The organism is Rhodoferax sp., from assembly GCF_013297935.1.
In the GTDB taxonomy this organism is placed as follows: domain Bacteria; phylum Pseudomonadota; class Gammaproteobacteria; order Burkholderiales; family Burkholderiaceae_C; genus Allorhodoferax.
Map to the genome: position 1 here is coordinate 136,377 of NZ_JAAFIX010000003.1, position 20,974 is coordinate 157,350.

15 protein-coding genes and 1 pseudogene are annotated in these 20,974 nt (G+C 61.1%); 7 read left to right on the forward strand and 9 right to left on the reverse strand.

Features of this window, described 5'->3' with window-relative positions; translation table 11 throughout:
* Positions 1 to 15: 15 nt before the first annotated feature.
* The 4 genes from QZW03_RS06130 to apbC form a co-directional block, all read right to left on the reverse strand.
* Entirely contained in the window at positions 16 to 1,644 is a 1,629-nt protein-coding gene (locus QZW03_RS06130; RefSeq protein ID WP_296509097.1) for an OFA family MFS transporter, read from the reverse strand.
* A 139-nt stretch (positions 1,645 to 1,783) separates the two neighbouring features.
* On the reverse strand, positions 1,784 to 3,325 hold the full coding sequence (locus tag QZW03_RS06135; protein WP_296509098.1) for a methyl-accepting chemotaxis protein: 1,542 nt from the start codon (positions 3,323 to 3,325) through the stop codon (positions 1,784 to 1,786).
* A gap of 110 nt (positions 3,326 to 3,435) precedes the next feature.
* A complete protein-coding gene (locus tag QZW03_RS06140; protein WP_296509099.1) occupies positions 3,436 to 4,383 on the reverse strand; it encodes a LysR substrate-binding domain-containing protein in 948 nt (315 codons plus the stop codon).
* Between the two features lie 15 nt (positions 4,384 to 4,398).
* Complete coding sequence (apbC, locus tag QZW03_RS06145) at positions 4,399 to 5,490, reverse strand: iron-sulfur cluster carrier protein ApbC (protein WP_296509100.1); 1,092 nt, start codon at positions 5,488 to 5,490, stop codon at positions 4,399 to 4,401.
* 131 nt (positions 5,491 to 5,621) lie between these two features.
* Here apbC and QZW03_RS06150 point away from each other — a divergent pair, with 131 nt between their 5' ends.
* Positions 5,622 to 6,908, forward strand: coding sequence for a patatin-like phospholipase family protein (locus tag QZW03_RS06150; protein WP_296509101.1), 1,287 nt, complete (start codon positions 5,622 to 5,624; stop codon positions 6,906 to 6,908).
* Between the two features lie 5 nt (positions 6,909 to 6,913).
* Here QZW03_RS06150 and QZW03_RS06155 read toward each other — a convergent pair whose 3' ends face one another.
* Positions 6,914 to 7,849 (reverse strand): LysR family transcriptional regulator, encoded by a 936-nt coding sequence (locus QZW03_RS06155; RefSeq protein WP_296509102.1) that lies wholly within the window; start codon positions 7,847 to 7,849, stop codon positions 6,914 to 6,916.
* 113 nt (positions 7,850 to 7,962) lie between these two features.
* On the opposite strand from QZW03_RS06155, the gene QZW03_RS06160 reads away from it, so the two are divergent.
* The gene (locus QZW03_RS06160; protein ID WP_296509103.1) at positions 7,963 to 8,577 is read left to right on the forward strand and encodes an NAD(P)H-dependent oxidoreductase; all 615 of its coding nucleotides are present in this window, start codon (positions 7,963 to 7,965) and stop codon (positions 8,575 to 8,577) included.
* Positions 8,578 to 8,693: 116 nt separating this feature from the next.
* On the opposite strand, the gene QZW03_RS06165 is transcribed toward QZW03_RS06160, so the two are convergent.
* From QZW03_RS06165 to QZW03_RS06180, 4 genes are all read right to left on the reverse strand, one after another.
* Positions 8,694 to 10,001 carry a hypothetical protein gene (locus QZW03_RS06165; protein WP_296509104.1) on the reverse strand — a complete coding sequence of 436 codons (1,308 nt, stop codon included), beginning with the start codon at positions 9,999 to 10,001 and terminating at the stop codon, positions 8,694 to 8,696.
* 11 nt (positions 10,002 to 10,012) lie between these two features.
* The gene (locus tag QZW03_RS06170; RefSeq protein WP_296509105.1) at positions 10,013 to 11,584 is read right to left on the reverse strand and encodes a ShlB/FhaC/HecB family hemolysin secretion/activation protein; all 1,572 of its coding nucleotides are present in this window, start codon (positions 11,582 to 11,584) and stop codon (positions 10,013 to 10,015) included.
* Between the two features lie 121 nt (positions 11,585 to 11,705).
* Positions 11,706 to 11,852, reverse strand: a complete 147-nt coding sequence (locus QZW03_RS06175) for a hypothetical protein (protein WP_296509106.1) — start codon at positions 11,850 to 11,852, stop codon at positions 11,706 to 11,708.
* A gap of 64 nt (positions 11,853 to 11,916) precedes the next feature.
* Complete coding sequence (locus tag QZW03_RS06180) at positions 11,917 to 12,453, reverse strand: PadR family transcriptional regulator (RefSeq protein WP_296509107.1); 537 nt, start codon at positions 12,451 to 12,453, stop codon at positions 11,917 to 11,919.
* Between the two features lie 138 nt (positions 12,454 to 12,591).
* Between QZW03_RS06180 and QZW03_RS06185 the strand changes: the two are divergent.
* From QZW03_RS06185 to nadB, 5 genes and pseudogenes are all read left to right on the forward strand, one after another.
* Positions 12,592 to 14,616, forward strand: a pseudogene (locus QZW03_RS06185) (NADPH-dependent 2,4-dienoyl-CoA reductase); the annotation flags it as partial.
* A 573-nt stretch (positions 14,617 to 15,189) separates the two neighbouring features.
* A complete protein-coding gene (locus QZW03_RS06190; RefSeq protein ID WP_296509108.1) occupies positions 15,190 to 16,002 on the forward strand; it encodes a crotonase/enoyl-CoA hydratase family protein in 813 nt (270 codons plus the stop codon).
* A 384-nt stretch (positions 16,003 to 16,386) separates the two neighbouring features.
* A complete protein-coding gene (gene metG, locus QZW03_RS06195; RefSeq protein WP_296509109.1) occupies positions 16,387 to 18,555 on the forward strand; it encodes a methionine--tRNA ligase in 2,169 nt (722 codons plus the stop codon).
* Between the two features lie 27 nt (positions 18,556 to 18,582).
* Entirely contained in the window at positions 18,583 to 19,329 is a 747-nt protein-coding gene (locus tag QZW03_RS06200) for a YoaK family protein (RefSeq protein WP_296509110.1), read from the forward strand.
* Positions 19,330 to 19,365: 36 nt separating this feature from the next.
* Positions 19,366 to 20,973, forward strand: a complete 1,608-nt coding sequence (gene nadB, locus QZW03_RS06205; RefSeq protein WP_296509111.1) for an L-aspartate oxidase — start codon at positions 19,366 to 19,368, stop codon at positions 20,971 to 20,973.
* Position 20,974: the final 1 nt, after the last annotated feature.

Sequence of the window (20,974 nt, forward strand, 5' to 3'; positions counted from 1 at the left end):
TGAGAGTCTTAAAAGTTACGCGAAGAACTTGGCAACGCTTTGCAGTGTGCGGTACACACCCCACGCCAAAGGCAAGCCCACGGCCAGCCAGGCAAAGCCCACCACCCATGTCGGGATGGTGTCAGCGCCACCGGTGCTGGTGCCGACTTCGGCTGCAACTGCGCGCTCGTGCGCGAGCTTTTTCTCTTCAGCCAATTCGGCGTCGGTCATGAACCATTTGTTGTCGAGCGGCTTGACCAGCAGGTTGCAGATCAGGCCCACCACCAACATGCCCACCAGGATGTACATGGTCTGGTTGTAAACCTGCTCACGCGGGATGCCCATACCGAGCTGGTATTCGCGCATGTAGTTCACCACCACGGGGCCCAACACGCCGGCAGTAGCCCACGCAGTCAGCAAGCGACCATGGATGGCTCCTACCATCTGGGTACCGAACAAGTCGGCCAGGTAGGCGGGCACAGTGGCAAAGCCACCGCCGTACATGCTCAAAATCACGCAGAAGGCGCCCACAAACAACACGATGCTGCCCGCAGCGGCGCTACCGGGAACGCTGAAGTACATCAGGCCGCCCAGCACGAAGAAGACCACATAGGTCATCTTGCGACCCATCTTGTCGGACAAGCTGGCCCAGAAGAAGCGGCCACCAATGTTGAACAAGCTCAACAAGGCGGTGAAGCCGGCTGCCACGGTGGCAATCGCTTTGAGTTGGTCTTTGTCGAGTTCGCCGAACTTGGCTTGCACGCCGATCAGGCCGCCACCAAACACTTCTTGCAGCATGGGGGAAGCCATACCGATCACGCCGATACCGGCGCTCACGTTCATGCACAACACCATCCAGATGAGCCAGAACTGGGGAATGCCCCAGACCTTTTTCACATGCACATGCTTCTGCGTGATCATGGTGTTGTTGACCTGCGCGGGTGGAGGTGTCCAGCCGGCGGGTTTCCAACCGGTTTCAGGCACGCGGTAGCCAAAGGCACCGGCCATCATGAACACAAAGTACACCAAGGCCATGACCACGAAGGTTTGCATCACGCCCACATCGGTGGGGGTGGCAAAGTACTTCATCAGGTCAGCGGCCAAGGGGGAGCCGATCATGGCGCCACCACCGAAGCCCATGATGGCCATGCCGGTAGCCATGCCGCGACGGTCCGGGAACCACTTGATCAGGGTCGACACCGGCGAGATGTAGCCCAGGCCCAAGCCAATGCCACCGATCACGCCGGAGCCCAAAATCATCAGCCAGAACTGGTGGGTATGGATGCCGATCGCAGAGATCAACATGCCGCCACACCAGCACACAGCCGACACCACACCGGCCTTGCGCGGGCCGGCCCGCTCCAACCAACCACCCCAAGTGGCAGCGCTGGAACCCAGCAACACAAAGAACAGGGTGTACATCCAGCCCAGGGTCGAAATCTGCCAGTCACATGTGGTGGTGAATAGCTGCCCCCAGAAACCTACGTCGGGCCCGCATTTGATGGCTTCTTTGATGCCCAATGCTTTGGAGAGTGGCAACCAAAACACGGAAAAGCCATAGGCCATGCCGATGCAGAGGTGAATAGCGAGTGCGGCAGGCGGTACCAGCCAACGGTTAAAGCCGGGGCCGGCGATGATCCGTTCCTTGTCAAGAATTCCAGACATTAAGTCTCCTTAGGGATTGATAGAAACACTGGCTCACCGCTGTCCAACGGGGCGAGCGCAGTGTCACCGGTCAAGCAGGATGAGTCCAATGGATTCACCACATGCATTGATTCAAAAAATAAATGCTGCCATGCAGCATTTACGTAGGGGTCTTGAACGTGTTGACGGCGTCCGTCAAGGTGTGGGATTGGTCCCGCATGCGCATGGCGGCAGCGGCGGCCTCTTCGACGAGCGCGGCGTTTTGCTGGGTCATCTGGTCGATTTCTGAGACGCTGCGGTTCACGCTCTCGATGCCGGCACGTTGCTCCAGGCTCGCATTGGCAATGCCATCGATGTAGCGCACCACCTGGGCAATGGAGCTTGTAATTTGCTCCATCGATTCGCGTGTTTTGCCGACCAACAGGCTGCCGGCGGATACGTTGTTGACCGACACCGTGATCAAATCTTTGATTTCGTGGGCCGCTTTCGAGGAGCGTTGCGCCAGATTACGCACCTCGGAGGCCACCACTGCAAACCCGCGCCCCTGTTCACCAGCGCGGGCAGCCTCGACTGCCGCATTCAGGGCCAGTATGTTGGTCTGAAAGGCAATGCCCTCGATCAGGGCAATGATGTTGTTGATCTTGTTGGCACTGGCCGATATCTGCCCCATGGTGCTCACCACCTCTTGCACCACTTGACCGCCACCGCTCGCCACGGATGCCACGGTGCTCACCAAGGTATTGACCTTTTGGGCCTGCTCTGCCGTCTGCGCCACCGTGGCGGTGAGTTGGTGCACCGCACTGGCAGCGGCGTTCACTTCACCGGCCTGCTTTTCGGTACGGTTGGCGAGATCGACATTGCCGTCGGCAATTTCATTGGTTCCCATGGCCACCACGTCCGAGGCGCTGCGCACTTTGGCAATGAGTGCCGACAAACCCACGTTGATGCTGTTCATGGCCATCAGCACCTGCCCGATGTCGTCACTGGTTCCTACATGCACCTGGCGTGTGAGGTCTCCGGAGGCCATGCGCTGCGACGCAGAGCGCCCGGCTTTCAGGGGCTGTGCTACGTAGCGGTTCATGAGTGTGTAGGTCGTGAGCCAGAGCACCGCAACCATGAAGACGCCCATGCCGGCTTCTTTAAAGCTATCGAGCTGCCCGCCTGCGGCGAGGTAGAGCAACTCCACAACTCCGTACACCCCGGACAAACGCCAAGCCATGGAGGCTGACAGCCCCATGCCCGGCGAATCGCTGATGTCCAAGCCCACGAACAAAATGCCGATGACCTGGCCCCGACCGTCTTTGATGGGCTCGTAGCGGGTGAGGTATTGCTTGCCAAACACAATCGCATAGCCGATGTGGGAGCGGCCTTGCATCACATCCTGATAGGCGGGCTGGGAGCGGTCCAGCGGTGTGCCGATGGCGCGCTCGCCATCCTGCTTGCGCACCGAGGTGGTGACCCGGAAAAAGTCGCTACCGTCTCTTGCAAAAACCGTGGTGACGAGGCCGGTGTCGTGGGTGAAACCGTCGGCCAACGAGAAATCCATGTTGAGCGTACGGGAGCCATTGCGCAGCGCAGGCAGTGTGCGCCCTTGCACATCGACCCGTGCATTCGGGTCCAGAGAGTACGTGCCGCTCAGGCTGGCCGCAAGTTTGCGGCTTGCAGCGTCGACACGCCGACGGGGGCCATTGATGAAACGCATGGAGACACTTCTCTGTGATTGCAGTGGTCGACCTGACGTCCAATGACCCCGCATTAATTAAGGCTTTAAATCTCACAGTTTGTACACCAATTCAATTGACTTGAATCAAATTAAAGAGCGGTAAAAAGTCCTGTATGCGTCGCCACATGGCGCAACCATGCACCGTCCTGCACGAGTTGCAAGGCTGCCTCCATGGCGCGGGAGGGCCGCACCGCCGACTGCGCCATGAAGCTGATGGGCGTCTGAATTTGCGGAGACACCAGGGGCGCAGCCTCCAGCTCGCGGTAACCACGCACTGTGGACACCAGCGCTCCCGGCATCACACTGCATACCTGACCGGCCACGACGCTGAGCGCCATGGTCAAAATGGAGTTGGTTTCCATCACCACGCGTGGCGCGCAACCCGCGGCAGAAAACGAGGCATCCACAATCGTGCGGTTGTGCATTTCGGGCGTGAGCAAACACAAAGGAACATTCGAAGCTTGCAACCAAGTCTCGGGTTCGACCAGCTGCAGTTCCGCCGGATGCGGCACTTTGGCTTTTCGTAACAAGAAGTAGTGTTCGTTGTATTGCGGATACGCCGTTAACTGAACCGCCCGCAAATTCATGCGCTCGGTGTAACCCAAGGCAAGGTCAATGGCCAGGCTCTCCAAGCGTTTCTCTAACTCAGTGGAGCTGAGTGACAGCACCACCGGCATCAAATCCGGGTGGCGGGCATGGAGCATGGCGGCAAAGCGCGCCGCCACCGGCACGGCCGTCGGCACCGCACCCACCACAAAACGGCCCGCAGGCCGGTCGGCTGTGCCGCGCAGCAATTGGGCCAACACCTTGTGTTCGTGCAACATGCGCCGGGCAGACTCCAGCACCTGGTCGCCCTCCGGCGTGAAGCCTACGAAGGTGCGCCCCCGCCGCACAATGACGACCGCAAACTCTTCCTCCAACGCGCGCAAGGCGTTGGAAAGAGCCGGCTGGGTAATATGGCAGGCCTGTGCCGCCCGGGCAAAGTGGCGGTGCTCATCCAAAGCGACCAAATAGCGCAACGACGACAACAGGTTCATGCGAATGCGGCCCTGTTAGCTGTTTTTGCTGATGGTGATGGTCGGGAACTTGCTGGAGAAGTCTTTGGACTGGGCTGCAATCTTGATTGCGACTTGGCGTGCAATGCCTTTGTAGAGACCCGCCACCTCGCTGTCAGGTGCGGCTACCACCGTTGGTGTGCCGCTGTCGGCTTGCTCGCGGATGTGCAGGGCAAGCGGCAAGGCGCCCAGGTAGTCCATGCCATAGCCGGCCGCCATTTTCTTGCCGCCATCGGCCCCGAAAATGTGCTCCACATGGCCGCAGTTGCTGCACACGTGCACTGCCATGTTTTCCACAATGCCGAGAATCGGCACACCCACCTTCTCGAACATCTTGATGCCTTTTTTGGCGTCCAGCAGCGCAATGTCTTGCGGCGTGGTCACCACCACGGCGCCTGTCAAGGGAACCCGCTGGCTCAGGGTGAGCTGAATATCGCCGGTGCCCGGGGGCATATCCACGATGAGGTAGTCCAGGTCTTTCCAGTTGGTCTGGCGCAGCAACTGCTCCAGAGCCTGCGTGGCCATGGGGCCGCGCCAGATCATGGCCTGGTCGCCATCCACCAGAAAACCGATAGACATAACCTGCACGCCATGGTTTTCCATAGGCTCCATGGTCTTGCCGTCGGTAGTGTCGGGGCGGCCTTCAATCCCCATCATCATGGGTTGGCTGGGGCCGTAAATGTCTGCATCGAGTATGCCCACCCGTGCGCCCTCGGCGGCCAAGGCCAGTGCCAGGTTGGCCGCGGTGGTGCTCTTGCCCACACCGCCCTTGCCGGACGCCACAGCCACAATGTTTTTCACCCCCGGCAACAACTGCACACCACGCTGCACCGCATGGGGCACGATGTTGAGCTTGGGAGAAACAGTGACGGATCCTACGCCCGTCACAGCGCTGGCAGCACGGGTAACCAGCTCTACCAACACCGGCCATTGGCTCTTGGCGGGGTAGCCCAGCTCCAAGTCGAGGTGTACATCAGCGCCTTGCAGCTTGATGTTTTTGAATGCTTTGGCACTGGCAAAAGTTGCGCCGGTGTTCGGGTCCATCAGGCTCTGCAGGGCCTGGGTAATGTCTTTTTCGGTAAACGCCATAAAAACTCCTGAATCGGGAGAGTCTATCCAAGGGGGCATACCCGCGGCAGGCAGAGGTGGAATCGGCATGCATTAAATCGAGGGTTAACACCGCACACTTTTCTATTTACAAGCCCGGCAGGCTTTTCATAATGAGCAACATGAGTGCTGCCATGCCCACCGTCCCCATGACCGGCCTGCTGTTGACCGGGGGCGGTGCGCGCGCCGCCTACCAGGTGGGTGTTCTGGAGGCCATTGCCGACCTGCGGCTGGCCTGCGGTGCCGGCGGGCAGCCCAACCCCTTTCCTATCATTGCCGGCACCTCGGCCGGGGCCATCAATGCGTCGGCCTTGGCCTGCGGCTCAGATGATTTCGATGGCGCGGTCCGCAAAATCGCCCACACCTGGAAGAACTTTCATGCGCACGATGTGTACCGCGCCGACCACCTGAGCATGCTACGCTCCGGCGCGACCTGGATCACGCTGCTCTCACTGGGCTGGGTGCTGGCCAAATGGCGGCGGGTCAAGCCCCGGTCCTTGCTGGACAACAGCCCTCTGGGTGAACTGCTTAAAGGCCTGGTGCCGCTGGAGCGCCTGCCGGATCTGGTGCGCCGGGGGCACTTGCAAGCGCTGGCGGTGACCGCATCGAGTTACAGCACCGGCGACCACGTGACGTTTTTTGAGGGCGACAAGCGCCTCATGCCGTGGTTCCGCACCCAGCGCTTTGCGGTGCGGGATCGCATCACCCACGATCACCTGCTCGCCTCCAGCGCGATTCCGTTTGTGTTTCCCGCTACCCAGTTGCACATCAACGGCCGTGATGAATACTTTGGTGACGGCTCTATGCGTCAGAGTGCACCGGTAGCACCCGCTATTCATTTAGGAGCAGAGCGCGTCCTGGTGATCGGGGCCGGGCGCATGCACGAGCCCAAAGAAGAAGCTCACTTACACACCACCAGCAGCTACCCCAGCATTGCCCAGATCGCGGGCCATGCCTTATCGAATATCTTTTTGGATGCTCTGGCGGTGGATGTAGAGCGGGTGCAACGCATCAACCAGACCATCAAACTGGTTCCTGAGGAACTGCGCAAAGGCAGCGCCTTGCGCCCGGTCGAGCTGCTGGTCATTGCGCCTAGCCAACGGCTGGATGCCGTGGCCTCACGCCATGTGGGCGACCTGCCCCATGCCGTGCGCACCATGCTGGGCGGTGTGGGCGTGTCGTCGGCCAAGGCCGACGTGAAAGGTGCCGCACTAGCCAGCTACTTGCTGTTTGAGAGCGGGTACACCACCGAGCTCATGGCCCTGGGCTACGCGGACGCCCAAAAGCAGCGCGCCGAAGTCTGCAAGTTCTTCGGCTGGAGCGACCCCGCCGCCGGTGACCCGGAGCCAGGGGACACCGGATTTGTGGATCGGCGGGTCGACCCGCTGCGCCTGCGCTAAAAGGGCTAGTCCAACTGCGGGCAGCCCGGCGGCAAGCGGGGCATGCCCTCGTTGCTCGTGTGATCTGCCAAAAAGTCCAAAAAACGCCGCACCGCAGGCACCATGCCCCGCCGTGAGGGATACACCGCATGAAAGATACCGCGTGGCGGCGCCCAGCCGGGCAACACGTGCACGAGCCGCCCCTGCTCCAACTCACGGCGGCACATGTAGTCGGGGAGAAAACACATTCCCGTGCCCTGCAAGGCAGCAAATTTAAGGGTGAGCAAGTCATCCGCCACGTAGCGGGGCTCATGCACCAGCGTATGAACCGCACCGCCCGGGCCGTGAAGGACCAGGGTGGCACGCCCGTCGATTGCGGCCATAGCAACGGTGTCCATCCGCGCGAGCTCTTCAATGGATGCCGGGCGCCCTTGGCGCTCCAACAGGAGCGGGCTGGCCACCAACACCGTAGTGGACTCGCCCAGCCTTTTCACCACGAGGCTGCCACTCTCATCCAGGGTGGTGCGCACACGCAGTGCCACATCGACGCCCTCCTCCACCAGGTCCACCACACGGTTGCTGATGCGCATGTCCACCTTCACTTGGGGGTGCCGCGCCAGAAACAGGGCCATGATGGGCCCCACAGTGCTTTGCGCTAACGTGACCGGGCAGGCCACGCGGATGGTGCCCCTTGGCTCAGTCTGCACTTGTTCCATGGCGTGCGCGGCCGCCTCTGCGGCATCCCGCACCGCAAGACAGTGGCGCAGATAGACCTCGCCCACTTGGGTTAAGGACAACTTGCGTGTGGTGCGCTGCAGCAGTCGCACGCCCAAGCGATCCTCCAGCTCTGCGACCCGGCGCGACAGCTTGGACTTGGGCTGCCCCAGGTGCCGCCCCGCAGCGGCAAAGCCGCCGTGCTCCACCACCTCGGCGAAGTACAGCATGTCGTTGGTATCTTGCATCTCAGCGCCCTATTGTTCTGAATTCAGGACAATCTAACGCAAAGTTGCTTACTTATCAAACATTCGCTTATTCATGACACTAGTCACATCGAACCACCCCCTGAAAGATCTGTATGAAACTCTTGCACATTGACTCCAGCATCCTGAGCGGCAACTCTGTATCCCGCCAACTGACCAAAGACACCGTGGCCAATTGGATCAGCAAACACCCCGCCACCACGGTGGACTACCTGGACCTGGCCGTAGACACCCCCAACCACCTGTCCGCCGAATCCCTGGGCTTTCGCATGCCCGCCGGCTCCGCAGACCTGAGCGACGCGCAAAAGCGTGAAAACGCAGTGTCTGAAGCGTTGGTGAGCCAGTTTTTGGCCGCCGATGTGATCGTGGTGGGCGCTCCGCTCTACAACTTCAGCATTCCCAGCCAGCTGAAATCATGGATTGACCGCATCGCCCAAGCCGGCCGCACCTTCACCTACACCGAAACGGGCCCCAAAGGCCTGGCTGGCGGCAAGACCGTGATCGTGGCCTCCACCCGTGGCGGCGTGTACTCCACCAACGACTGGGGCCGTGCCGCTGAGCACCAAGAAAGCTACCTGCAAACCGTGTTCGGTTTCCTAGGCATCACCGACGTGCGCTTTGTGCGCGCCGAAAGTGTGGCCATGGGCGACGCGAAGAAGGCGGAAGCTTTGACAGAAGCGGCAAATGACATAGCCAAGCTGGCGGCTTAATCAGCTTCACTACAGTGCCCGCTGGGCGCTGCCCCAAAAACTAAGCCCGGTTCTGCCGGGCTTTGTTGCTATCCATCTTCAGTCACCGCACCATCCGGCGGCTGACCAGCCCAGCATCAATAAAGTTCTTTGAACCCGATGATGACCAAGTGGTAGCCACTGTCACCGGTCAAGTGTGCTTCGTCGTAACGATGCATGCTGGCCATGGTGGGGTGGTACACCTCGACCAACTGAGTTTCATGCGCATGGGCTGCGCCATTCGCCGCATGCCCTGCAAGCAACTTGGGCGCTACGGGGTTCAGTGCAGTGGGCGCCTTGCCTGGTGCCGCATACCCCGGCACATTGACTTGTCCCGGCGTGGGTTGGGGCGCCGTAATTTGCCCCGCCGTAGGCACAGGGCCTTGGCCTGCCAGCCCCGGTGCATTCACGGGTGTAGGAACCAGACCAGGGGCAGCCAGACCGGGTGTGCCACCCGGCGTGGGGGCCAGCACAGGTGCTTTGACCTGCAAAGGGACGGGCACTGTCTGCGCAATTTGTTGCGGCACATTCACGGGCTGCAGGCGCACCCATCCTTTATTCAGCCCCAGTTGCGTCAAGCTGCCATCCGGGTTGACAGTGGGACCCGCGTACCCGCCATGCTGGACAGCAACGGATTGAATCTGCAGGAGCGTGGCGTAACTGATCGGTTTTTTATTCAGACCCGACGGATAGAGCGCGGTGTCCCATGCGGGACTCAAATAAAACCAGCCGTCGGGCGAACCCGTGGTGGGGGGAACCAGTGCGGCCTGCGCGGTAGGCACCAGGCCAGGGGCCACCAGCCCCGGCGTATTCACAGGTGTAGGAATCAGCGCAGGGGCAGCCAGACCGGGCGTGCCACCCGGCGTAGGAGCCAGCGTGGGGGCTACCACCTGTAAGGCAGGTGGAACCGCCTGTACCACCTGCTGTGGAATGTTCACTGCTTGCAATCGCACCCAACCCTGTTGCACACCACGAGGGGTTAAGCTGCCATCAGGATTGACATTTGGCCCTTTATAACCCGGAAGTTGGGCGGCGCGCGCTTGAATCATAAGCATCCAAGCGTAAGTAATTGGGCGCGAGCCCAAACCAGAAGGGTTGCGCGTCAAATCGGCCGAGTGCGGAAGGTAGAACCACCCATCAGGCGAATCCTGTACCGTTGGCCCGGCGGTAGATGGCGCTGGCTGGGCCGCCACGGCACCCAGCGAAACAACGCCGCCCACAGGCGTAACGTCCCCCACATCACCCGTTGGCAAGGGCTTGCCCAATTTGACCTGGCGGTCTACCTGGTTCGCAACGGTACTAGGACACAGCTTGCCGCTTTTGGCCACGCAGGCCCAGGCGGAAGGCGCGATGGCGCTGGTCAACCCCAAGACCAACCAAGACAGTTTCAGAGACTTTAGATTCATCGCAGTGCCCCTCAAAACTTATAGACCATTTGTGCCCACGCGTGCATGGTGGCCGAGCCGTCGAGCAGGTTGGCAGGAATCGTGTTGTTGACTTGCCAGCCGATGGCGCTGCGCAGCTCAAACGACTGCCACTGCTGACTAAAGCCCACCCCAGCAGACTGCAGTGTGTAAGACTCATCTGAAACGCCGGGAACCACCACATTGCCGACATACTGCTTGGCATGCGTAGTCAGCTGGCCGTAGTCGTAAAACAAAGACCATTGCTGTCGTCCTCCCAGGGGCGCCCAGGCCGCGTTGTACCGCACATCCCAATGCACGCGATAGCCCTTGTCACCCAACAGCGCACCGCTGTGGTAGCCCGCAAAATTGTTCGCCCCACCAAAGGACATGGACTGGCTGCTGTCCATGTGCTTGGATGCAAGCTGCCCCGTCAGTTCAACGTAGGTTTGCCAATTGCCGGTGATGTGCTGCAACCGCGAGGCTTGCCACACCAAACGGGAGAAGTTGCCTGCGGTTTGCGCAGTGTCCAGGTCATCTTGTTTGTATGTTGCGTAGCCATCCAGATCGACATTGCCAAAGATACCTTCCAGGCTCAACCGGCTGGTGCCTCCCCCGCCTAGGCCGTCAATGCGGTCTCCGGACAGCTTGGCGTGGAAGGTATTGACGAAGCGGTCCGTGACCGTACCGGTGTTGTTTTCGTCATTGAGATGCTCACGACCCACGCGAATTTCAGAATATAGATTGCTGCTGCGGGAGCGAACAAAGGGGTAGCTCATATACGCGCTGAGCTTTTGTGAATACCCCCGCAATTGGCTCAGCTGGTCCGTTTTATAGCCCAGCGCATCCACCGCCATCCCGGCACGCAAACCGGTGCTATTAAGTGGCACGCTGGCATCAACAAAGACAAGGGTGGAGGCCTGATCGGACACATTGCCACCCAATGAAAAACGCTCACCGCGTCCGAAGGGGCTGTTCACATTAATGGACGCGCCAAGTCGATTTTTTCCCGTGTAGGAACTGCCTGAGTTGTCCACATAAATCTGTCCGTCCACCAACTTGCCATCGTACGGATAGGACTTGAATTTCGCCTCACCCGGCTGCGCGCCCGGATAGAGCACGTTTTCAGACCCACTCACACCCGGCAAATCATTGGTCAATAATATGGCGCGCTCGTATTTGTCAGCCCGTAGCGTGCTGCCGGGCTGCAAAGCGCTCTGCAGCTGGCCCAGAATCACCGCGTCGTTGACCCGGCTGCTAGAGCGCCCCAGCTCAATGCCCTTGTCGGCAAGGCGGCCCTCTACGACCTTCAAGACGATCTCTTTGCCGCTTTCACTGGCCATGGGGTAGACCTTGGTGGCAAAGGCGCCGGCTTCTCGAAGGCTGTGTTCCAAAACGGGGGCAGCCAAGGCGCAACCAAGGGCTGGGCCGGCATCCTCAATATGCGGTTGAATCAGCTGCCGCACCGCCTCGTCGGAGAGCTGGGTCGCCCCTTGGACGATACAGCCCTCCATGCGGATATCCGCTGCATAGGCCGTGCTGGCGACCAGCAAACAGATCGAAGTCGTACTCAGTAATTTTTTCATATCGTTGAACCTGCCCCTGTTTTGACACGCGATTTCACCGATCCAATTATGCAAGCCTGTGCGACCGGTTTGTTTTGGGGCAGCCTGCCCACAAGCCCCCACATCACTACCTACCAACTGCTTACGACCACCTTGACATCCCCTTCTCCCAAGCCGCGCCCATCAGGGCTAGCAGCCCATCCGGAATCCGCGTGTCCGTCTTGAAGCTCTGCAACGTTTCCAGCAGGGCCTGCGCAATGCGCTTCAACACTTCGCGTGGTCGGGTCACACCACACACCTGGGTCCCAAAGTCGACTGTTAGCCGATGCTTCCCAGGAAACTTCAAAAGATCATTAATCCCCCTCCAACACCCCCAACGCCTCCCGCGCCCAGGCGATGCTCCCCTCCTCATACATGATACCTTTCTTCAGGATCAGATGCTGCAAGCGCTTGGCGCGCGGCATCGCGTCGCCCCGCGCAAAATCGCGCGCCTCAATGGCGCGGTAGTGGGTCAGGTGCTCGCTGTGGTGGGCAATGCGCGCGCGCAGCTCGGCGCTTAAATCCACCTCGCCCAGCGCGGCATCGGCGCGCAGTTTCACGGTGAACTCATCGCGCAAGTCCATAGGCGCAGAGGGCTCTTGGGTCCAGCGCACCAGCTCGGCCCGCCCGTCCGGTAGTACCTTGTATTCGCGCTTGCGGGTGGCACCGGCGTCGGGCGCGCTGTCGGACACGATCCAGCCCTTGTCTTCCATGCGGGCCAGCTCGCGGTAAATCTGCTGGTGCGTGGCGTGCCAGAAGTAACCAATCGACTTGTCAAACCGGCGCGCCAGCTCGTAGCCGGAGGACGGTTTTTCAATCAGCGAAGTGAGCACGGCATGGGCAAGCGACATCCGGGCAAGTCTAAGGGCAGCACTCTAACTATGCAACCAGTTGCATAAACCTAGCTAGACTTCTACACTGCAACTGGTTGCATAGCCGCGCGTGCCTTGGTGCCGCCCGGCCACCCGAACACGTAACAGGAGACACCCATGACTGCCGCCCTCACCTACCCCCACATGCTCGCCCCCTTGGACCTGGGCTTTACCACCCTGAAAAACCGCGTCCTCATGGGCTCTATGCACGTGGGACTGGAAGAAGCCAAAGACGGCTTCACCCGCATGGCCGCCTTTTACGCCGAGCGCGCCAAGGGCGGGGTGGGCCTGATCGTGACCGGTGGCATTGCCCCCAACGACCGCGCCCGCCCTATGCCCGGCGGCGCTGCCATGACCACGCAAAAGGAAGCGGACAAACACAAGGTGGTGACCGACGCCGTGCACGCTGCGGGCGGCAAAATTTGCATGCAGATCCTGCACTTCGGCCGCTATGCCTACCACCCCGAGTTGGTGGCACCCAGCGCACTCAAGGCGCCCATCAGCCCCTTCCGCCCGCATGCGCTGACCACTGAAGAAGTGAGCCAAACCATTGAGGACTACGCCAACGCGGCGGCCCTGGCCCAAAGCGCGGGCTACGACGGCGTGGAGATCATGGGCTCTGAGGGCTACCTGATCAACGAGTTCATTGCCAAGCAAACCAACCAGCGCGACGACGAATGGGGCGGCAGCTATGAGAACCGCATCCGCTTCCCGCTGGAGATCGTGCGCAAAACGCGTGCACGGGTGGGGGCTAACTTCATCATCATCTTCCGCCTCTCTATGTTGGACCTGGTGGAAGGCGGCTCTACCAAAGAAGAGGTGGTGCAACTGGCGCAAGCGCTGGAAGCGGCGGGCGTCACTATTCTGAACACCGGCATCGGCTGGCACGAGGCCCGCATTCCCACCATCGCCACCAAGGTGCCGCGCGCCGCGTTTGCCTGGGTGACCGAGCAGCTCAAAGGCAAGGTGAAAATTCCGTTGATTGCCACCAACCGCATCAACACGCCTGAGGTGGCCGAGCAAATCCTTAGCAGCGGCCAGGCCGACATGGTGAGCATGGCCCGCCCCTTTCTGGCCGACCCGTTGTTTGTGCAAAAAGCGGCTGAGGGGAAGTCGGACCAGATCAACACCTGCATCGGCTGCAACCAGGCCTGCCTGGACCACACCTTTGGCGGCAAGATCACCAGCTGCCTGGTCAACCCGCGCGCCTGCCACGAGACCCTGATGGTGGACAGCCCCGCCCCCAGCAAAGAGCGCATTGCCGTAGTGGGCGCAGGCCCCGCCGGTTTGGCCTTTTCTACCGAAGCGGCCAAGCGCGGCTTTGAGGTGACGCTGTTTGACGCGGCCAGCGAAATCGGCGGCCAGTTCAACGTGGCCAAGCAAGTGCCCGGCAAAGAAGAGTTTTACGAGACGCTGCGCTACTTCGGCAAGCAGATTGAGCTGACCGGCGTGAAGCTGCAGCTCAACCAAAAAGTGAGCGCCCAAGACCTGACAGCAGCTGGCTTCAAGCATGTGGTGTTGGCCACTGGCGTTACACCGCGCCTGCCGGAGATTGAAGGCATCCACCACCCCAAAGTGCTGGGCTACCTGGACGTGCTGCGCGACAAAAAACCGGTGGGCAAAACTGTGGCTTTGATTGGCGCAGGTGGCATTGGCTTTGACACGGCTGAATACCTCCTCCACGAAGGCACCAGCCCCAGCCTGGACCAAGCGAAGTTCTTCGCCGAATGGGGTGTGGACACGACCTACGCCAGCGCAGGTGGACTGAAGCCTGCCCACATTGAGAAGACACCGCGCAAGGTTTACCTGCTACAACGCAAGACCAGCAAAGTGGGCGACGGCTTGGGCAAGACCACCGGCTGGATTCACCGCACCTCGCTCAAGAACCGCGAGGTGGACATGATCAACGGCGTGACCTACCGCAAGGTGGACGACGCGGGCCTGCACATCACCGTGGGCGACAAAGACATGGTGCTGCCCGTGGACAACGTGGTGGTCTGCGCGGGCCAAGACCCGCAGCGCGCGCTGCAGGCTGACCTGCAAGCCGCTGGCGTGAACGTGCACCTGATTGGCGGCGCCGACGTCGCCGCCGAGCTGGACGCCAAGCGCGCCATCAAGCAAGGCACCGAGCTGGCGCTGGCCTTTGGCGCTGCGCCTGCCAAGGCGGCCGACGCCGGTGCTACACCCACGCTGGCGCAAACCCTGCCCGCACCGGTGGCCGCCAGCCTCAAGCTGTGGCACCAGATGATTGCCGAGAACAACTTGGCTGAGCTGCCCACCATCCTGCACCGCAAGGCCGTGTTCCGCTCGCCCATGGCCCACACGCCCTACCCCAGCGCGCAGGCCGTGCAAGTCATCTTGACCAACGTGGTGCAGGTGTTTGAAGACTTCAAATACCACCGCGAGCTGGCCAGTGCCGACGGCCACAGCCTGGTGCTGGAATTCAGCGCCAAGGTCAATGGCAAAGAGCTCAAGGGCATCGACATGGTGCAGTTCGATGCCGAGGGCAAGATCACCGACTTTGAAGTCATGGTGCGCCCCATGAGTGGCTTGCAGGCGTTGGGCGAGGAAATGGGCAAGCGCTTGGCACCCTATATGGCCATGATGAAGCCACCCACCGCCTAATAGTCCCTTTGTACGCTATGGTTTTGCTAGCTGCTCGCGCATATTCCACGAGGGCTAGCGGCCTAAAACATCTAAAAACAGGAGATAAGCATGCAGTTTGAGACCCTTAGCATCACGCTGGACGCCCACATCGCCACCGTACGCCTGAACCGGCCCGACAAGGCCAACGCTATGAACGCCACCATGTGGCAAGAGATTCGCAAGGCATTTGAGTGGGTGGACCGCACGCCCGAGGCCCGCGTGGCGGTGTTGCAGGGCGAGGGCAAGTTGTTTTGTGCGGGCATTGATCTGCAGATGATGATGGGCATCAGCGCCGACGTGCGCAACGACTGCGATGGCCGCACCCGCGAGGCCATGCGCCGCGTGATTCTGGACATGCAAGACACACTTACCAGCCTGGAGCGCTGCCGCAAGCCGGTGCTGGCGGCCATCCACGGCGGGTGCATTGGTGGGGGTATTGACCTCGTCACCTGTGCCGACATGCGTTACGCCAGCGCCGATGCGTACTTCACCATCAAAGAAATCGACATCGGCATGACCGCCGACGTGGGCACCCTGCAGCGCCTGCCCAAGCTGGTGGGCGATGGCATCACCCGCGAGCTGGCCTACACCGGCCGCAAGATGGACGCTACCGAGGCCGAAAGCATCGGCCTGGTGAACCGCGTGTTCGAGAGCCGCGAGGCGCTTTACGCCGGGGTGCAAGACATTGCGGCCACCATTGCCGCCAAGTCGCCCCTGTCGATCCGCGGCACCAAAGAAATGATCACCTACGCCCGCGACCACAGCGTGGCCGACAGCCTGAACTACATTGCCACCTGGAACGCCGCCATGCTGATGAGCCAGGATTTGACGGAGGCGATGACGGCGAACATGCAAAAGCGGACGCCTGTTTTTAAGGACTGAACATCGTTCCGCTCTTGGGGTTTTGCTGAGCCCGCAGCAGACCAGGGGTACGTACCTCCGCTCGTGTCCCCCGCCCGCTCCAGCGGGCTCCTCCTTGACCTCGCTGCGGCACGCACCCCTGGCCTGCTGCTGCGAAGTGACGTTTTCATGGTTTGCAAGCCAAGTCAATTCCAGAGCGGAGCGGCCGGCTGTTTTCGCAATGTGCCTAAAAACATCCGTGCAGGATCAGGCGGGCCGGGCGTTTTGCGTAGGTCAAGGAGGAGCCCGCGCAGCGGGCGGGGGACACGGAGCAAAACGCCCGGCCCGCCTGATCCCCCCGCAAACACGGCAACCCAGCACAGCCCGACTAAAATCATCGGTTCCTCCGTGAAAGTCGATTTCTCCATGCCCCGCCAACTCTTCGTTACCACCGCACTCCCCTACGCCAACGGCAACTTCCATATCGGCCACATCATGGAATACATCCAGGCCGACATCTGGGTGCGGTTCCAGCGCATGCAGGGCAACGCGGTCAACTTCGTGGGTGCGGACGACACGCACGGCGCCCCCATCATGATTGCGGCTGAAAAGGCTGGCGTGACGCCCGAACAGTTCGTGGCCAACATCGCCGCCGGCCGCAAGCAGTATCTGGATGGCTTTCACATCAGCTTTGACAACTGGCACAGCACCCACTCGCCCGAAAACACCGAGCTGGCCCGCCAGATTTACCGCGACCTGCGCGACCGCGCCGATGGCAGCCTGATTGAAGTGCGCACCATCGAGCAGTTCTTCGACCCCGAGAAGAACATGTTCCTGCCCGACCGCTACATCAAGGGCGAGTGCCCCAAGTGCCACGCCAAAGACCAGTATGGCGACAACTGCGAAGTCTGCGGCTCGGTGTACGCACCGACCGACCTGATCAACCCCTTCTCGGCACTGTCTGGCGCCAAGCCCGAGCTCAAAAACTCGGAGCACTTTTTCTTCAAACTCTCCGACCCGCGCTGCGTGGAGTTTCTGGAAAACTGGACGCAAGACGGCAAGCTGCAGCCCGAGGTGGCCAACAAAATCAAAGAGTGGTTCAGCGTGCGCACCAACCCGGACGGCACCCAGAGCGAAGGCTTGGGCGACTGGGACATTTCCCGCGATGCGCCCTACTTCGGCATTGAGATTCCCGATGCACCGGGCAAGTACTTTTATGTGTGGCTGGATGCCCCCGTGGGCTACTTGGCCTCGCTGAAGAATTGGTTTGACAAGGGCGGCCCCAAATCCGCGCATGGCGACACCCGCAGCTTTGACGAGTACATGGCCTCGCCGGACACCGAGCAGTACCACTTCATCGGCAAAGACATCGTCACCTTCCACACCCTGTTCTGGCCCGCCATGCTGAAGTTCAGTGGCCGCAAGACGCCCGACAACGTGTTTGTGCACGGCTTTTTGACCGTGAACAACGGCGAAAAGATGAGCAAGAGCCGCGGCACCGGCCTGGACCCGCTCAAGTACCTGAACCTGGGCATGAACCCCGAGTGGCTGCGCTACTACCTGGCCGCCAAGCTGAGTGCGCGAAATGAAGACATTGACTTCAATGCCGAAGACTTCATGCTGCGCGTGAACAGTGATTTGATTGGCAAGTTTGTGAACATTGCCAGCCGTGCGGCGGGCTTTTTGACCAAGCGCTTTGAGGGCCAGGTCACCAGCGACTTCGGCACCCAGGGCGGCGCCCTGCTGACCGAGATTCGCGGTGCGGCCGATGGGCTGGCTGCCAACTTCGAGGCCCGCGAGTACGGCAAAGCCACCCGCGAAATCATGTTGCTGGCCGACAGGGTCAACGCCTATGTAGACCAGAACAAGCCTTGGGACCTGGCCAAAGACGTGGCCAACAACGCAGCTCTGCACCAGGTGTGCTCGGTGCTCATCAACGCGTTTGACGCGCTGAGTCGCTACCTTGCGCCCGTACTCCCCGGCTTGGCTCTGGCGGTGCAAGGTTTTGTGGGCCGTCCCATGACCACCTGGCGCGTGGACGGTGATGTGCAGGCCATCCAGCCTTACCAACACCTGATGCAACGCGTCACTCCTGAGCAGCTCGAAGCGCTTTTTGAGCCAAAAGAGCCTCTAGCCCCCGCAGAACCTGCGCAAGCAGCTCCTAAAAAGGTAGTAAAATCAGCACCTGCGGCCGTACCTGCGGACCCCAATGCCCCCGGTGGCGAGGCATTGGCCCCCACCATCAGCATTGACGACTTTGCCAAGATCGACCTGCGCATTGCCAAAATCGTGAACTGCGAAGCCGTAGAGGGCTCCACCAAGCTGCTGCGACTGACCCTCGACGTGGGCGAGAAAAACGCCGAGGGCCAGCCCACCACGCGCAATGTGTTCAGCGGCATTGCCAGCATGTACAAGCCTGAAGAGCTGGTGGGCCAGCTCACCGTGCTGGTGGCAAACCTGGCACCGCGCAAGATGAAGTTCGGCATGTCGGAGGGCATGGTCATGGCGGCCAGCCATGCCGATGAGGGCGCCAACCCCGGCATCTACATCCTGAACCCCTGGCCCGGTGCACAGCCCGGCATGCGTATTCACTAAACCCTGGCTTGCGAACCGCTCCCACACATGCTCCATTGGTTCCACGGCTGGGTTGACACGGTTCGCACACCGCAAGCCAATACCCGACTGGGCATGGTGTTGGCCGCGGTCGCCGGAGCCACCAACGCGGGCGGCTTTCTGGCGGTGCATGAGTACACCTCGCACGTCACCGGGGTGGTCTCCACGGTCGTGGACTCTGTAGTGCTGGGCCACACCGATGTGGCACTCACAGGGCTGGCCATGCTGGTGTCGTTTGTGCTGGGTGCCATGACCACGGCCATTTTGGTGAACTGGGGGCTTCGCCGCCAGTTGCACATGGCGTATGGCCTCCCCCTGCTGCTAGAGGCCGGGCTGTTGCTGCTATTCGGTGTGTTCGGCGGCGCCATGAACTACGCCACCTACTTCTTTGCCCCGCTCACCGTCGTGTTGCTGTGCTTCATCATGGGGCTTCAGAACGCGGTGATCACCAAGATCTCACGCGCTGAAATTCGCACCACCCACCTGACCGGTCTGGTAACTGACGTGGGCATTGAGCTGGGCAAGATGGTCTACATCAACACCGCCCCGGGTGAGCCGCGCGTGCAGGCCAACACCGACAAGCTGCGCCTGCATGGCTTGCTGATCGGCAGCTTTATTGCCGGCGCGCTGGGCGGCGCCATGGGCTTTAAGACCCTGGGATTCATCACCACCGTGCCACTGGCAATGGCGCTTTTGCTACTCATTTACCGGCCCATGCTGCTCGACGCGCGGCGCTGGTACCTGCACACCCCTTAACCCGGGCATGTGCCCGGGCCCAACCACTTTTGTGTCATGACAACTTCCACGCACCCCATACTGCACTTTGACGTGCTCATCGTTGGAAGCGGCCTCGCCGGCCTGAGTGCGGCGCTGCTGCTCTCGCAGCAATACCGCGTAGCCATTTTGACCAAGCGAGCAGTGCGCGAAGGCAGCAGCGGCTGGGCCCAAGGCGGTATTGCCGCCGTGTGGGACAAGGACGACAGCTTTGCCGCCCACGTGGACGACACCCTCATTGCCGGAGCCGGCCTGTGCGACCTCAAAGCCACCCAGTTCGTGGTGGAAAACGCGCCCCAGTCGATCGCCTGGTTGCAAAAGCTGGGGGTGCCGTTTTCAGAAGAAGCCGGCCACGCCGGCCAGCTGCACCTCACGCGCGAAGGCGGCCACAGCGCACGCCGCATCGTCCATGTGACCGACGCCACCGGTGCCGCTGTACAGCAGACCCTGATCGAGCAGGTGAAAGCCAGCCCCAATGTGACGCTGTTTGAACACCACACGCTGGTGGACCTGATCACCACCACCAAGCTGGGGCAGACTGGCCCCAACCGCTGCGTAGGCCTCTACGCGCTGGACGACGATACCGACGAAGTGCTCACCTTCCAGGCAGCCCACACCATTCTGGCCACCGGCGGCGCGGGCAAGGTCTACCTCTACACCACCAACCCTGACACCGCCACGGGCGACGGCATTGCCGCCGCCTGGCGCGCAGGCTGCCAGGTGCAGAACATGGAGTTCATCCAGTTCCACCCCACCTGCTTGTTTCACCCGCACGCCAAGAGCTTTTTGATTACCGAGGCCGTACGCGGCGAGGGTGGCCGCCTGCTGCTGCCCACCGGCGAGCGCTTCATGCCCAAGCACGACCCGCGCGCCGAGCTGGCCCCGCGCGACGTGGTGGCCCGCGCCATCGACTTCGAGATGAAGAAAGGCGGCTTCGATTGCGTGTACCTCGACATTTCGCACCAGCCGCTGAGCTTTATCCTGGAGCACTTCCCCAACATTTATGCCCGCTGCCTGGAGCTGGGCATCGACATGGCCAAGCAGCCCATCCCCGTGGTGCCGGCTGCCCACTACACCTGCGGCGGCGTGGTCACCGACCTCGATGCCCGCACCGATGTGCAAGGCTTATATGCCGTGGGCGAAACCGCTTGTACCGGCTTGCACGGCGCGAACCGTTTGGCATCAAATTCGCTGGTGGAGTGCATGGTGTTTGCGCGGGCAGCTACTGCTTTGATAGCAAGTGAACTCTCTGCAGGCAAGACAGATCAACCCCGCGAACTCCCCGCCTGGGACGACAGCCGCGTGACCGATGCGGATGAGAGCGTGGTCATCTCCCACAACTGGGACGAGTTGCGTCGCTTCATGTGGGACTACGTGGGCATTGTGCGCACCAACAAACGCCTGGACCGCGCCGCCCACCGCATTGCGCTGCTGCAAGACGAAATTCAGGAGTTCTACGCGCACTTCCACGTCACGCGCGACCTGCTGGAGCTGCGCAACCTCGTTCAGGTGGCCGACCTGATTGTGAAAAGCGCCCAAGCCCGCCACGAGAGCCGAGGCCTGCACTTCAGCCGGGATTACCCCGGACTGCTGGACGCTGCGGTGCCTACGACACTGAAGCCTTGAG

What these genes read in the sequence shown, in the direction of transcription:
- QZW03_RS06130 (WP_296509097.1), bottom strand. Translation starts at nt 1,644, where the DNA reads ATGTCTGGAATTCTTGACAAGGAACGGATCATCGCCGGCCCCGGCTTT.
- QZW03_RS06135 (WP_296509098.1), bottom strand. Translation starts at nt 3,325, where the DNA reads ATGCGTTTCATCAATGGCCCCCGTCGGCGTGTCGACGCTGCAAGCCGC.
- QZW03_RS06140 (WP_296509099.1), bottom strand. Translation starts at nt 4,383, where the DNA reads ATGAACCTGTTGTCGTCGTTGCGCTATTTGGTCGCTTTGGATGAGCAC.
- apbC (WP_296509100.1), bottom strand. Translation starts at nt 5,490, where the DNA reads ATGGCGTTTACCGAAAAAGACATTACCCAGGCCCTGCAGAGCCTGATG.
- QZW03_RS06150 (WP_296509101.1), top strand. Translation starts at nt 5,622, where the DNA reads ATGAGCAACATGAGTGCTGCCATGCCCACCGTCCCCATGACCGGCCTG.
- QZW03_RS06155 (WP_296509102.1), bottom strand. Translation starts at nt 7,849, where the DNA reads ATGCAAGATACCAACGACATGCTGTACTTCGCCGAGGTGGTGGAGCAC.
- QZW03_RS06160 (WP_296509103.1), top strand. Translation starts at nt 7,963, where the DNA reads ATGAAACTCTTGCACATTGACTCCAGCATCCTGAGCGGCAACTCTGTA.
- QZW03_RS06165 (WP_296509104.1), bottom strand. Translation starts at nt 10,001, where the DNA reads ATGAATCTAAAGTCTCTGAAACTGTCTTGGTTGGTCTTGGGGTTGACC.
- QZW03_RS06170 (WP_296509105.1), bottom strand. Translation starts at nt 11,584, where the DNA reads ATGAAAAAATTACTGAGTACGACTTCGATCTGTTTGCTGGTCGCCAGC.
- QZW03_RS06180 (WP_296509107.1), bottom strand. Translation starts at nt 12,453, where the DNA reads ATGTCGCTTGCCCATGCCGTGCTCACTTCGCTGATTGAAAAACCGTCC.
- QZW03_RS06190 (WP_296509108.1), top strand. Translation starts at nt 15,190, where the DNA reads ATGCAGTTTGAGACCCTTAGCATCACGCTGGACGCCCACATCGCCACC.
- metG (WP_296509109.1), top strand. Translation starts at nt 16,387, where the DNA reads ATGCCCCGCCAACTCTTCGTTACCACCGCACTCCCCTACGCCAACGGC.
- QZW03_RS06200 (WP_296509110.1), top strand. Translation starts at nt 18,583, where the DNA reads ATGCTCCATTGGTTCCACGGCTGGGTTGACACGGTTCGCACACCGCAA.
- nadB (WP_296509111.1), top strand. Translation starts at nt 19,366, where the DNA reads ATGACAACTTCCACGCACCCCATACTGCACTTTGACGTGCTCATCGTT.